Source organism: Sphingobacterium thalpophilum (assembly GCF_901482695.1).
Taxonomy (GTDB): domain Bacteria; phylum Bacteroidota; class Bacteroidia; order Sphingobacteriales; family Sphingobacteriaceae; genus Sphingobacterium; species Sphingobacterium thalpophilum.
Genome location: NZ_LR590484.1, coordinates 1,869,371 through 1,883,794 on the forward strand (window position 1 = coordinate 1,869,371; position 14,424 = coordinate 1,883,794).

Annotated in this window: 10 protein-coding genes; 2 read left to right on the plus strand and 8 right to left on the minus strand. The window is 43.9% G+C overall.

All coding sequences use genetic code 11. The features are described 5' to 3' along the window. Nucleotides 1–196: 196 nt before the first annotated feature. From FGL37_RS08010 to polA, 6 genes are all read right to left on the minus strand, one after another. Nucleotides 197–1,207 carry an inorganic phosphate transporter gene (locus tag FGL37_RS08010; RefSeq protein ID WP_028070941.1) on the minus strand — a complete coding sequence of 337 codons (1,011 nt, stop codon included), beginning with the start codon at nt 1,205–1,207 and terminating at the stop codon, nt 197–199. 36 nt (nt 1,208–1,243) lie between these two features. After that, entirely contained in the window at nt 1,244–1,891 is a 648-nt protein-coding gene (locus FGL37_RS08015; protein WP_028070942.1) for a DUF47 domain-containing protein, read from the minus strand. A 90-nt stretch (nt 1,892–1,981) separates the two neighbouring features. Further along, nucleotides 1,982–3,019 (minus strand): sensor histidine kinase, encoded by a 1,038-nt coding sequence (locus FGL37_RS08020; RefSeq protein ID WP_028070943.1) that lies wholly within the window; start codon nt 3,017–3,019, stop codon nt 1,982–1,984. A 62-nt stretch (nt 3,020–3,081) separates the two neighbouring features. Beyond that, entirely contained in the window at nt 3,082–3,735 is a 654-nt protein-coding gene (locus FGL37_RS08025) for a phosphatidylserine decarboxylase family protein (protein ID WP_028070944.1), read from the minus strand. A 24-nt stretch (nt 3,736–3,759) separates the two neighbouring features. Continuing rightward, the gene (locus FGL37_RS08030) at nt 3,760–4,890 is read right to left on the minus strand and encodes a toxin-antitoxin system YwqK family antitoxin (RefSeq protein ID WP_037533907.1); all 1,131 of its coding nucleotides are present in this window, start codon (nt 4,888–4,890) and stop codon (nt 3,760–3,762) included. A 10-nt stretch (nt 4,891–4,900) separates the two neighbouring features. Continuing rightward, the gene (gene polA / locus FGL37_RS08035) at nt 4,901–7,705 is read right to left on the minus strand and encodes a DNA polymerase I (protein ID WP_028070946.1); all 2,805 of its coding nucleotides are present in this window, start codon (nt 7,703–7,705) and stop codon (nt 4,901–4,903) included. Nucleotides 7,706–7,811: 106 nt separating this feature from the next. On the opposite strand from polA, the gene rsgA reads away from it, so the two are divergent. Further along, nucleotides 7,812–8,732, plus strand: a complete 921-nt coding sequence (rsgA, locus tag FGL37_RS08040) for a ribosome small subunit-dependent GTPase A (RefSeq protein ID WP_028070947.1) — start codon at nt 7,812–7,814, stop codon at nt 8,730–8,732. A 65-nt stretch (nt 8,733–8,797) separates the two neighbouring features. Here the strand turns inward: rsgA and FGL37_RS08045 are convergent, their stop codons facing one another. Continuing rightward, complete coding sequence (locus FGL37_RS08045; protein ID WP_028070948.1) at nt 8,798–11,251, minus strand: hypothetical protein; 2,454 nt, start codon at nt 11,249–11,251, stop codon at nt 8,798–8,800. Continuing rightward, the gene (locus tag FGL37_RS08050) at nt 11,211–12,248 is read right to left on the minus strand and encodes a hypothetical protein (protein WP_037533910.1); all 1,038 of its coding nucleotides are present in this window, start codon (nt 12,246–12,248) and stop codon (nt 11,211–11,213) included. Before FGL37_RS08050 ends, FGL37_RS08045 begins: the two co-directional genes overlap by 41 nt. A gap of 96 nt (nt 12,249–12,344) precedes the next feature. Between FGL37_RS08050 and FGL37_RS08055 the strand changes: the two genes are divergently transcribed. Beyond that, complete coding sequence (locus FGL37_RS08055) at nt 12,345–14,240, plus strand: hypothetical protein (protein ID WP_051607135.1); 1,896 nt, start codon at nt 12,345–12,347, stop codon at nt 14,238–14,240. The last annotated feature ends 184 nt before the right edge of the window (nt 14,241–14,424 follow it).

Sequence of the window (14,424 nt, forward strand, 5' to 3'; positions counted from 1 at the left end):
TTAATTTTCGTGTTTAACAATTGGAACAGTACAATTGCCGTGCCAAAGTCTTAAAATTATGTTAAATTTTTAATTTCGCTATATTTCGTACTAAATTAAGGATTTAATGTGAAACAACAAAACAAAAATTCGGTACGAAAGTACCAAATTTTTGTTTTGTTACAATAGCTTTAAGAAAAAAATTAAGAAATTCTTGCTAGAGTAAATAATGAACCACAACTAGAGACAATGCTCCGAGTAATGCAGACACGGGGATTGTTAATACCCAGGCCCACAATAAACTGATGGTTACCCCCCAGCGGACGGCCGATACGCGTTTGACTACGCCCACCCCGATAATCGATCCGGTAATGGTATGTGTAGTCGAGGCGGGGATCCCGAAATGTTCAGTGATACCCAATGTGACCGCTCCTGCAGACTCGGCACAGACACCTTCCAGCGGTGTTACCTTCGTGATTTTGGTTCCCATTGTTTTGACGATTTTCCATCCTCCACTCATGGTACCTGCAGCGATCGCCGCATAACAGGTCAATGGTATCCATTCAGGCATATGTTCGGTATTGGAGACATATCCGCCCGCCACCATGGCAACAAGAATGATACCCATGACCTTCTGTGCATCGTTTCCGCCGTGGGCGAAGCTTAATCCAGCGGAAGAAATCAGCTGTAAGACTTTAAACCACCGCTCCGCGACACTGGGTTTGGAATTTTTTGCCAGGTTGATGACAATAAGGGTGATAATAATCGAAATGGTCATACCAATGATTGGCGCCAAAACAATAAATGCAATGATTTTCAATGTCGCATCGATATTGATGGCGTGTATAGGATCTGCCCCAAGGATAAAGGCATAAGCCATTCCCGATCCTGCAAATCCTCCGATTAATGTATGTGAAGAACTGGAGGGAACACCGTAGTACCAGGTAAATAGGTTCCAGCCAATGGCAGCAAGAAGTCCTGCGAAAATAACCTCCAGGGTAATATATTCTTCTATAACCGTTTTGGCGATGGTGTTGGCGACCTTGTGGTCGGTGAAGTAAAAGTAAGCTGCAAAGTTGAATATGGCAGCCCATAATACCGCCATTGCTGGCGTTAAGACTTTTGTTGATACAATTGTCGCAATTGAATTGGCTGCATCGTGGAATCCATTGATGTAGTCAAATGCAATGGCAAGGACAATCACAACAACGAGTAATGTTGACATCATAATCTCGTAGAATTTTTATGCACTTAAATCGAATGATTATGCGTTTTTAACTAGGATGCTTTCCAAAACGTTAGCAACATCCTCACATTTATCTGTTGCATCTTCCATGGCCGACAGCACTTCTTTGTGCTTGATCAATGAGATGGCATCCTTTTCAAATTCAAAAAGGTCAGCTACGGCTTTATCAAAAATATAGTCTGCTTTGTTTTCTACACTGTTGATGCGCACACAGGAATCCGTGATATTACGGATGTTCTTTAAGTCTCTAAGTTCGTGGATTGCCTTTGATACATGTTCGGTAGCCTCTACAAGCAGAGTGGCTATTTCAATCATGGGCTCGGTTGCTTTTTCCACTTTGTATAGATCCATCCGGTTGGCTGCTCCATGGATAAAATCGGCAACATCGTCCAACGAGCTCGCCAGTGAGTGTATGTCCTCACGATCGAAAGGTGTAATAAAATTTTTCCCGAGCTCCAGGTGAATCTGGTGAGTGATGTTGTCACCGCGATGCTCCAGATCCTCCATTTTGCGGGTCAATTCTTTTTTCTTCTCCGGATTGCTTGAGTTTACAATATCTATTAACAACTGGGACATTTCGATCAGGTTGTTACCGGCTTGTTCAAACAAAGGGAAGAATTTTTTGTCCTTTGGAACGAAGTATTGAAAAATGCTATTTAAAGACATATCTTAAATTTATTTTTGCAAAAATACTACCTTAATGTTAAGTTAATGTTAACATTGATTTTGTTTAAACACATGAGTGTCATCAATTGTTTAGTCGCCGGCCTGAACTTTTTGCAAAGTGAATCCAAACGTTGTGCCGATACCTTCTGTGCTGCGCACGTTGACATTCTGCTGATGTGCCTCGACGATATGTTTTACAATGGCCAATCCGAGTCCTGAGCCGCCGATATCCCTGGATCGGCTTTTGTCTGTCCGGAAGAAACGCTCAAACACACGGCTGAGATTCTTTTCTTCGATGCCATAACCGTCATCGGTGATTTCGATCAACACCTGTTCAAACAGCGGAAAGATCTTGATCTTTGTGGTCCCCCCTTCTTTCCCATATTTAATGGAATTATCAATTAGGTTATAGAGGACCTGATGGATCTTATTCCGGTCTGCCTTCACCCAATGTGGGGTGCCCGATTTGGGCTTAAACTCGATTTTGATCTGATGTTGTTTGGCCTTATCTTCTAACGAGTAGGACGTGTCTTTGATGAGCTCCACAATGTCGAATTTCTCAATGTTCAGTACCATTTTGCCGGATTCCAGTTTGGAAATTTCATCGAGATCCTGGATCAGGTAATTTAATCTATCGAGGTTTCGTGCGGCTTTATCCAAAAAATTTTTTGCCATTTCCAGGTCCTCTTCCATCAGTCCATCCTGCAAGGTCTCTATATAACCTTGTGTGGCAAAAAGCGGTGTTTTAAATTCATGAGATATATTGGAGAGAAATTCCCGGCGGAATTTTTCCTGGGACTTCAATTGCTCAATTTCATTTTTTTTATCTTTTGCCCATGCTTTTACTTCATTTTCTGCATCCGTAATCGGATCTTCACTGACGTGTTCGCCAATCGCGTCTTTCAGGTCTTTGCCCAGTTTAAGATTATGGATCAGCTTATACATGGTATTGAGCCTGCGATAGATATATTTCTCAAAAAGGTAATTGAATAAGAGAAAGGAGATGACCAGCGCCACAAAGAAAATAATCAATGCCGTTTGTAGATCATGCTTGTAGTAAAAGCTGATGGTCGATATTGCAATGCCCACTCCTGCGGAATTGGCCAATAATAATTGTCTAAAATTCATTTGTTGAATAAAAAAGGCCCCTAATTGGAGCCTAAGTTACTTATAATGATATTAATAAATTGTTAAAATTTTCCGATAATAGTTTTACCTCCGACCACTTTATCGCCGATATTGACATCGATTTTGGTTCCCAATGGCAAGAACAGGTCTACGCGCGAGCCGAATTTAATGAAACCGAACTCACTGCCCTGAATCACTTCATCTTTTTCTTTTACGTACCACACAATCCGGCGGGCCAAGGCTCCTGCGATCTGGCGAAAAAGTACTTCTCTGCCCGCTTTGTCTTTGACAACAACAGTTGTTCGCTCATTGTCTGTCGAAGACTTGGGATGCCAGGCAACCAAGAATTTACCCGGATGGTACTTGAAAAAGGTAACCAGTCCACTAATTGGATTTCTGTTGACATGAACATTCACGGGGGACATAAAAATGGATACCTGAATCCGTTTATCGTGAAAATACTCGGTCTCCTCGGTTTCTTCTATGACGACCACCTTCCCATCTGCGGGGCACAAGATGATGTCATCCTGTGGAACCACGACTTTTTTGGGACTTCTGAAAAATTGGACCACAGTAATGAATAGAAATGCGGACAGCGCATAAATAAACCATTTTACATAGTCCGAGGCGTCGTAATAATCTGCAACAGCATTGATAATGAAAATAAAAAGTACAGCTATTGCTAATGTGGTATATCCTTCTTTATGGAATTTCATATCTATTTATTTCTGCAAAGATAATTATTTACTCGAATTGTCTATTTGTCTTTCCATTTTAATTGAGTGGGCATAGACCTTTCCGTCGTTACCTACACTCAGGCTCCCTGTTACTCTAATGGTATCTTCCTGGGGCTGATCTTGTTGGTACGTCGGGAAATAAAAGTCAATACTTTTAGCAATGCGGTTTAGTATATTGAGATAATCTTCATTACTCGAATCTGTGGTTAGCTTTAGGCTTCTGATGTTTGCCAGACCTGTTTTTTTGACTTCCACTTCATAGGAGAAATTTAACTGCCGTGTGAGTTCCATGCCGCTCTTGTTGAACCCATCCGTGAAACGTTTGGCAACAAAAGCATAGAAGTTGGAATAATCATCAAAACTGCAGGACTTGCTCTGCAGCAGTTCGGCACGGATAAAATAATCATAAGGTAGTAGGCTCAATGACTGAAAGTCCTCCGTGCGAAGCTCATCATTGTCGTCATAGGTGGTCACAATCTCGCCATTGACAAAACGTTGTGTCATCGCGTAGACCGGCTGCTGTCCAACATTGTAAAAATACGTATTCCAGTTGCCTTGTGGCTTGCCGTTTTTTACTTTGCCCTTGCGCAGATAAAAATCAAACCCGAATTCGGTGAAGCCTTCAAAAGGTATGGCAAATTCGTAGTTGCCTTCACCGTTGATGACCTCCTGTTTTCCACGGTTGTCCCAATAGTCTTTGATGAAATAACCGTAGTCGCCATAGCTAATGGTCAGCAGCGGTTTGCCATCCGGATAGTAATATTTCCAGTCTCCTGTGGGGAAGTTGGCTTTAAAATTGACCTCCCATTTTAAGACGCCATTGGGGTGAAAAGCCTGAAAAAGGCCTTCCTTTTTGCCGTCTGTATAATTTCCCACCAGCATCCGGCTGCCATCCGGCGCAAAATCCCGGAATTCGCCTTCGAAAACCTGTTTGGTAAAATCAAATTTGCTGACGCGTTCAATCGTTTTAAATTCACAATCTTTGGCCGCAAGATAATAGTATTTATCAAAATAAAAACGGATTAAGCCCTGATCTAGCTTTTCGTAAAAGACAGGTTTGTCCTGCTGGGCCTGCACTTCCGTCAGGCAAAAAGGACACATCACGAGTAATATAAAGATGATTTTCTTGATCATAGTTAAAATTCTAATGGGCTTCAAGCCAGTTTTTCCCTTCTCCGATTTCCACAACTAATGGCACTTGCGTCTGGATGGCATTCGCCATTTTGTCGAGGATAATCGCCTTAAACGCGTCCACTTCCTGTTTAGGAACGTCAAATACAAGCTCATCATGTACCTGCATGATCATTTTGCCTGCCAATCCCTGTTGTTCAATTTCTTTCTGAATGGCAATCATGGCGATTTTAATTAAATCTGCAGCGGAGCCCTGAATCGGTGCGTTGATGGCATTTCGCTCCGCGAACCCCCGGACAGTCATATTAGCCGAGTTGATGTCTCTCAAATAACGCCTGCGCTTTAAAATAGTTTCCACATAACCATTCTCCTTCGCGAATTCGACTGCATCGCTCATGTATTTCTTTATGCCAGTATACTGATTGAAATATTCGTTGATGATGTCGGAGGCTTCTTTGCGTGAAATGCCGAGATTTTGGGAGAGCCCAAAAGCGGACTGGCCGTAGATGATCCCAAAGTTGACTGCTTTGGCATTGCGCCGCTGTTCGGAGGTCACCTCATCGAAAGGCGTATTATAGACTTTGGCGGCTGTGGCGCGGTGGATATCGTGCCCCTGGCTAAACGCCTCCATCATATTCTGGTCTTGACTCAGCTCGGCAATCAGGCGGAGTTCAATCTGTGAATAATCGGCCGATAGGATAACATTATTCTCCGAACGTGGAATAAAAGCTTTTCTCACTTCTCGTCCTCTCTCGGTACGGATCGGAATGTTCTGTAGGTTTGGATTTGTGGAGCTTAACCGTCCTGTCGCTGCCACAGCCTGATTGTACGATGTATGAATAAGGCCTGTTTCGGCATTGATCAATTCAGGCAGTGCATCAACATAAGTGGATTTCAATTTTTGTAGTTGTCTAAAGTTCAGAATATCTTGAACGATATCCGACTTGTGGGCTAAGGCCAGCAGCACATCTTCGCCAGTTTTGTACTGCCCTGTTTTTGTTTTCTTGGCCTTAGGGTCCAGCTGGAGCTTGTCAAATAATACTTCGCCCAATTGCTTTGGCGACGCAATGTTGAAGTTGGTCCCTGCTTTTTCGAAGATAGACGCTTCGAGGCTTTTGATATCCTGGTCCAGCGTCCTGGAGAATTCTCCGAGCGCAGGAACATCGATTTTCACGCCATTGCGTTCTATTTCAGCCAGTACATACACCAAGGGGAATTCAACCTCCTGTGCGAGCTTCAATGTATTGGTTTCTATCAGAAGCGGCTCAAATACATTCTTGAGCTGCAGCGTGATATCAGCATCTTCTGCTGCATATTCCTTGATCTTCTCTATATCGACGTCACGCATATTACCTTGTTTTTTCCCTTTTTCACCAATGAGTTCAGTAATGGAAACGGGACTATAATTCAGGTAATTTTCTGCCAGTACATCCATACCGTGCCTTGTATCTGGATCGATGAGGTAATGCGCCAGCATGGTGTCGAAAAGTGCACCCTGGACTTTTACGCCATATCGGGCCAATAGCAGGATATCGTATTTGATATTCTGTCCCACCTTTGCGATGGCAGGATTTTCAAGTACGGGCCTGAATAGGTCAACGACAGTCTGGGCCTGTGAACGGTCGTTGGGGGTGGGGACATAATATGCTTTGCCCGGTGCAAAAGAAAAGGATAGGCCCACAACATCAGCGACATTGGCATCGAGTCCGGTAGTTTCGGTGTCGAAGCAAAAACTGTCCAGTGCAGCCAGTTCACGTGCAAGCTCTTCCTGTCTCTCCCGACTATCGGCCAAGATGTAGTCATGCGCCGTATTATGGATATTATTTACCGCGGTATGTTCAATGGCAACCTCGGCAACTACCTCAGTTGTGACTGTAACCGTTGTGGTCTGCGTCGCGAAGAGATCCATCTGTCCGCTTGTGGGTATATTTCGTTCGAGGATGGAAAAGTCTTCACCGAAGACTCTTCTTCCGAGGGTTCTGAACTCGAGTTCTGCAAAAAGAGGCTCGAGCAATTCTCTGTTGGGTTCCTCCAGTTCGAGTGCTTTTTCATCCAGTTCAATAGGAACATCCAATAAGATGGTTGCTAATTTTTTTGAGATTAGCCCCTGTTCGGCAAAGTTTTCGACATTCTCGCGCAGTTTGCCTTTTAGCTTGTCTGCATTGGCTATGATTCCTTCTACTGACCCAAATTCCTGTACGAGTTTTTTTGCGGTCTTCTCTCCGATGCCGGGTATTCCGGGGATGTTGTCGACGGCATCACCCCAGAGACCTAAAATGTCGATCACCTGACAGACATCCGATACTTCCCATTTTTCCAGGATTTCTTTGACACCCTGAACTTCGGCACCATTGCCCATGCGTGCGGGTTTGTAGATGAAAATATGATCCGAAACGAGCTGTCCGAAGTCTTTGTCCGGCGTCATGCAATAGACCTGAAAATCTTTTTGTTCAGCTTTCTTAGCCAATGTACCGATGATGTCATCCGCTTCGTAACCATCCATGGTAATGATGGGAATATTAAATCCTTCAATCAGGCGATGGATATAGGGGATGGAAGCCGAAAGGTCTTCGGGCATTTTCTCGCGATGTGCTTTGTAGGCATCAAATTCAATGTGTCGGGCGGTGGGGGCATCGGTATCAAACACGACGGCTATATGCGATGGTTGCTGATTTTTCAATACCTCCAATAGGGTATTGGTAAATCCCATAATTGCCCCTGTGTTCAAACCTGTTGAAGTGATACGAGGAGTTTTGCTCAGTGCAAAATATGCTCTATATATAAGAGCCATGCCGTCTAGAAGGAATAATTTTTTCACGCAGTCGAATTTTAGTCTCCTTACAAAGGTAAGAAATTCATCAAACCGTAAGTTTAATAAATTTTTCCGATTTTTGTGGAATGACACATGTAATGCAACAGGATCTATGAGAGGATTGGTAACGAAATCCACAGGCAGCTGGTATCAAGTTTTGGGGGAGGACGGCAGGAAATACGATTGCCGTATCAAAGGTAAATTCCGGACCAAAGGAATTAAAACAACAAACCCTGTTGCAGTAGGTGATTGGGTTCATTTTGATGTGGAGCCTGATCAGGAAAGTGCCGTCATCCGGGAGCTGGAGGCTCGTCGGAATTATATTATCCGCAAATCCGTCAATCTCTCCAAGCAGACCCAGATCATCGGGGCCAACCTGGATCAGGCCTTTTTGGTCGTCACTCTGGCCTCTCCACCAACATCGCTGGGCTTTATTGACCGGTTTTTGGTGACGACAGAAGCCTATGGCATACCCGCGGTGCTTATTTTTAATAAGCTTGATCTTTTTAGCGAAGAAGGCCTGGAAATACTGGCGGAATATAAGTCGATTTACGAACGCATAGGTTACCCCTGTTACGAAGTGTCTGCATTGACAGGAAAGAATATCGACTTGGTGAAGGAACTGCTCCGGGATAAGATCACTTTGGTGTCTGGGCATTCCGGAGTTGGCAAATCGACCCTGATTAATGCCATCGTGCCGGAGTATGAATTGAAAACAGGTGAAATATCGGACTGGTCGGACAAAGGCAAACACACCACAACATTTGCCGAGATGTTTGACCTGCCCTTTGCTGGCAAGCTAATTGACACACCCGGTATTCGTGAGCTAGGGATTGTGGATATAGAGAAACAGGAACTTTCGCATTTTTTTCCCGAGATGCGGGCATTGATGAATCAATGCCGTTTTAACGACTGCAGGCACATCAATGAGCCCGGTTGTGTTATCATGGAAGCGGTGGAATCCGGCGAGATCGAAGCTTCCCGCTATGAGAGTTACCTCAGCATGTATCACAATGAAGACAACCGGTCATAGTAGCCCAGACCAACGGCTTCTACATTTGGATGCCGCCAGCCTGGACAAGATAGTTCGGTGACTTATTATTTCAATCCTGCTGTCAGGTTCAAATAATCCTGTAGATACGTACATTCTCTGGAAGCGATCCCAAAAAACGGTGTATCTCTATACTGCATAGTCAGTTCCTTAAAGTACTTATTTTGCATTGAAAATCGATAGAAAGGGTTTTTTAGCGGCGAATCATAATATTGCCAGCGTGTGTCGTCGGTATATACGAAGTCCTTCTGTTCGCATTTTGCCAGCATAAAGGTGCATTTGGCCCTGAAATCCTTGTCGCTACTGAGCGAGCGCGCTTTTTCATACCATTGTTTGGCTGATCTGGTCTGTACATAATTCCGTTTCCAGTAGACTGTCGGTGCGGCGTGGTTGTCGGTCGATGACCAGTCGTAAGAAACCATTGACCATGCATTGCCATAGGTACTCGTCTGATAGATGGCGGTGGCCATCTGAAAGTAGTAGTCCGCTTTCTTCTGATTGTTTTTCTCCGTTTTTATCGCATTTTCCAGCCGCGCCATGCGTTCGGCATATTTCAGTTTGGTCGTAAATTCTTTTCCGTATTTTTTTGGATAATCATTGATGGTTACAATAAATGGATTGGGTTTGATGTCGTCCTCCTCCGCATACCAATTCTTTATTTCTTTTATTTTATGATCCTTGGGCAATGTCTGCAGTGTTTTCGCGGCCTTTTGGAAATCCAGCTCGCGCAAATAGGCTGTGCCCAGCAATTCGGTCAGGTAGTCCCTGTTGAAGTGCTTAATATCTTCCAGCAAGAATCTGGACAATGGTTGCTGCTGTGCGTTGTCCGACAACAGAGACCTGATTTTTAAGAGCGTTTTTGGAGTAAGGCTATTTTCCCAAAAATGCATCGTCGACCATTGCATGTTGTCTTCAAGTGTATCTTTTACCAGTCCGTAGTTGTAAAAAACATCGGCTTTGACTGCCGCCAGGCTTGCCATTGCCGTGTCCTGTGCATGGAGGTAATGTTTGACAACCAGGTTTTGCAGGATATTTCTGCAGATCAGGCTATAGTTGCTGTATGCAAATGCGTTATAGCTCCAATCGTTGTTCTTCGCGCTGTTATTGCCGTCTGATTGTGCTTTTTTCTCCAGCCAGGACAGTGTCTTGACGAGCTTTGCCTGATCGATCTGTTTGTTAATCTGCCAGTCGGTTAGCTGGGTAAGCAATACGGTGATCTGATACTGATCGTTTAGTTTGCCATTGAGCTCGTTTTCTTTGACCTGACCGAGATATTTCTTAGCGAGATCATTTTCTTTGTTTATCCAGCTCAGGTATGCTGCTGTGATCAGCCCCAGTTGTGGCTGTACATATTTTTTGTCCTGATAGAGGGTCAGCGCGAAGTTGCGTACAGCTTCCAGGTGTTGCTTCACCTTGCTTTTCGCATCGTTTTTGCTGTAGTAATGATAGCTGTCTCCGTCACCGATATAAAAAGCCTCATTCAGATCGCCCTCAATTTTATTGACTTCTCTGGCCAGGAGTACCGCATTGACGGTATTGGCCGGGTCAAGAGCATAACAGGAGCTTAGATAGTTTATGTTATGCTCGCCACTGCCAAATCCGAGAATAGCATTGATGTTAAACCGGTCGGCATCGTTTGTCGCATATTGAAAAATCTCGGCATCGGAGGCCGTGATATAATGGAAGTTGCTATAAGCGAGTACGCGGCGTTCAGGGCTTTGGGTAAATAGCTTTGAAAACAGATAGGCGGCTTTTGCACCGTCACCATTTTTGCGTACAGCGCCGGCATAGTTCGAAAGTGCCCAGTTTAAAATCGCGTCCTCACGCTTGATCGGCTGTAAATATTTTTCGTAAACTGCGATGCTTTTGCCGTACTCCCGGCCAAATAGGTAAAGGCGGGCCGCCTGGTAAGCATAACGCACAAAGAGGAAGCTGTTTTTTTTATACTTGTTAATCTGCTCCTCGGCAAGCGAGGCGTATTGGACGATCGCGTTGAAATTCCTCGGATCAGGGTCCCAATAGTCGTGCTGAATATTTGTGATGGGTTCCTGCAATTTGGTAAAGACAAAGTAAGCTCTTTCGGGTTCATGTTTGCCGTCGATCAGGGTTTGAAGGAAGCTGTTTCCCCTGACCGAATCTGGAAGACTGTTCCACAACGATTTGCCCCGGTTGCTCACCAGGTCGGCTGTCTCGGCGTCAGTATGGTACATAAACTGTTCGACATCGCTGGCTTTTACGCCTACCCCAAGATGCTTTGCCCAGGCTTCGCTATTCACGAGGCTCTCCTGAACAGGTTCGTCTTCCGTGTATAGAAATTTATAGGGAATATACTGAAAGGCTGAAAATCCGTTCTCCTCAAGATTGGGGAGATAATACGTCGTTTGATTGTCATAGGGATCTATTTCAGGTCCACAGGCAATATTTGTTGCCATCTCTCCGAAAAAGAAGGCAAAGGTCGTGCTAGAAAGCACGAGTAATTTCTTGTAATTCGGCATTGCCATGATTTGCTAATGTAGCTTGATCTAAATGATAGTAAATAATCTGATGTTTTTTTCCTTTGAGTTGTCCCTTCAAAAATTTTGCCGTTTGTAAAAGGTCTTCTTTACTTACCTTTTCAAACCGGATAACATCGCCTTTTCTTAAGTTCGCTTTTGGAAGGTCTACGTTTAAAATGTACAGATTGGTATTTGGGTTGCGCGTAAATAACGTAGTATCCTGAATATCCTGCTCGCTGATATATTTAGAAATACCGATGTAATTGTTGTTTCTGAACGCGACAAACCATTGGAACAGGGGTAGAGCAATATCGATGTCCATTGGATACTGCGCCAAGCTGCCGCTCAAATACCGCTGCAGATCCTGTAGGTTAAGTATCGAGTTCTGGCTCCCAAATTGCCGTAGGTTGCCCATGTTGTAACACATCAGCGTAACTTTTTTTACCGGAGGTATGCCACTTGTCGCCGTATTTTTTACTTGATGCAGACGTAGCGTTGAGCTCAGTGATACACCATCTAGCTCGGGCAATGCCTGTAGGTATTTCAGCAGATAGAAGAATTTGTCCCGCGAGGTCCTGGTCCAGTCACAGTCCAGCTGTAGCTCCCTAAATTCCGTCTTGCCTGCCTGCTTGACCTTGGCTTCGACAAAAGGTACAATTTTATTTGCCAATGCCCGGATTTGCAGGCTATCCATTTCGGCAAAGATGCGCTGGTTGATAAATACAACAGGAATCAACGTCTGCTCTTTGGGCACTGGCTGGGTAAAGGTCACGGGGCTTATCGGCACAGCTTGTATACCTGTGGGATCAAAATCGATATCCATGATCCGAACATACATGGATTTGGCCTCAATTTCCTGCAGTGCGCGTTGTTCAATCGTGTCAAGCTGAAATACGGTTTTCCAGAAATAAAAAGCAGTTTCTGGCTTGGAGTTCGAACAAGAATGGAATAAAAGTAGCCATAAGGTTACAAAAAGTAAAAATAGTTGTGTTTTGCGCAGCATACTTGCCTTATTTAACCGTATCTGAAACAAAATAGGCGTTAATTTTGTTTGTCTTTCAATAAAATAAAGACTAAATTACAAAGAGATTGTGACTTTATGAAGCCTATTTTCAAGTGGATCATTGGTATTGTTGTGTTTATACTCGTTTCGTTGACGGGTGCCATATGGTATTTTAGCAATAAGTGGAAGCCTCTTTTGGATACCAAAATAAGGCAGCTGGTGGTGCAGGCCACGGATAGTCTATACACCATCCACTATGATGATATTCACGTTAATCTGGCTCTCGGCAATCTCACCATTGAGAATTTTCGTCTGATTCCCGATACCGGCGTGTACCGAAAGTTGGAGGGGCTGAAAAAGGCTCCGGACAACCGGTTTGAAATAGCGATAAACAAATTGAAGATCAAGAGTTTCGGTATCCGAAAAGTATTGATGGATAAGGAGCTTTTTTTGCATGATATTACTGTTGACACCCCTACGGTACATGTCATTAACGAATTCCACAGCTACAACGATACGATAAGCCGCGGTCCCGAGAAGCCTCTTTATGAAAAAATAAAGGAAAATTTAAAGAAGATTCAGGTCGAGGCCATCCAGCTAAATGATGTTGATTTTAAGTATACGCAGGTTCAGAAAGGTGTACATCAGGACTTTGAAATTAAGAAAGTGAAGGTGAGGATTGACGATGTGCTGATTGACTCTACCTCTGCACAGGACAAGCAGCGTTTTTACCATACAAAGATGGTTGATATTGAGGTGCCGGGATTCACCTATAAGACCCCGGACGGCTTCTATAAGATAGATTTTGACCAACTGAAGATCAACAGCAAGGAACGCAATGTCCTCTTGACCAAAGTTGCTTACCAGCCCACGCTGAACAAAGCTGCTTACTATAAGAAGAAAGGCAAGGGCGGCAGCTATATCGTGTTCAAAATGGATACTTTGCAGCTGATGGATTTTAATTTCGGTCAGTTGTCGAGGGATAAGAAAGTATATGCGCAAAAAGCAGTCTTAAAAAACGGTCAGCTGTCTGTTTACAGTGACAAGCATTATAAAAGTCCGGCAACACGGCAGATTGGAAATGCACCCCATATGAAGTTGATGAAGATGTCGACAAGGCTCGGGATTGACACCTTGGTCCTGGATAATATCGGCATCAGTTATTCGGAAATGAGTGATCAATACAGTCAGATTGGAACGATTACCTTCGATCATACTTACGGCACGATACTCAATGTCACCAACGACTCGACGAAGTTGCAGAAACAGAAACTGATGCGGGCCAATCTAAGTACCAACTTTATGAATTCGGGCAAGCTGCTGACTAATTTTGTTTTTGATATGACCTCCAAGGTGGGCGCATATACCTACAAGGGGAGCCTGGGACAGATGGACCTGAGGCTGGTGAACAAAATGATCCGGCCGCTGTTGAATGTTGAGGTCAAGTCAGGAAACCTAAGACAGATTGTATTCGATATATGGGCGAATGACTATCGGAGTAAAGGGACGTTCAAAATGGATTATAATGATCTCAAAGTCAATATTCTGTCAGAAACCGGAGATGATGGTCGGCGGGAGAAGAAAGGTTTCCTTTCTTTTATGGTGAATCAGGTACTGTTTAATCCCGGTAATCCGGATCTATATGGTAAATATACAGTCGGCCATATTAATAAACATCGCGATCCTACGCATCCTTTTTTTAAGGCGATGTGGCAGAGTCTGCTCATGGGAATCAAGCAGTGTGTCGGTCTTGGCCCTGAGCGGGAAGCAAAATTAATGAATACGGCAGACCGGGTGGAGAAGGTGGTCAATGGCGTCGAGAAGGCGAAAAAGCTCATATCAGGAATTTTTAAGAAACATAAAACGGCCGAAGAGCTGTTGAAAGAAGAGAAAGAAGAAGAGGCCAAAGAGGCCGCGAAAATGGAGGAAAAAAGAAAGCGGGACCGCGAAAAAGCAGAAAAGGAACTGGAAAAAGAGTCTCCCGGCAATTAAGGTGCTGTCGCCAACAGGGGCGATTAAGGCTTCAGAATTCGTTTCACGTGAAATTAGCCGTTGTACAGTTCTGGAAGAGGAATTGCGCACCGAAGCTGCAGATAGATTTGTATATCAAAGCAAATTTATCTTAGTTTGACTTATCATGATAGATGCGATATTAAGTTTTATCCGATTCGTTTTC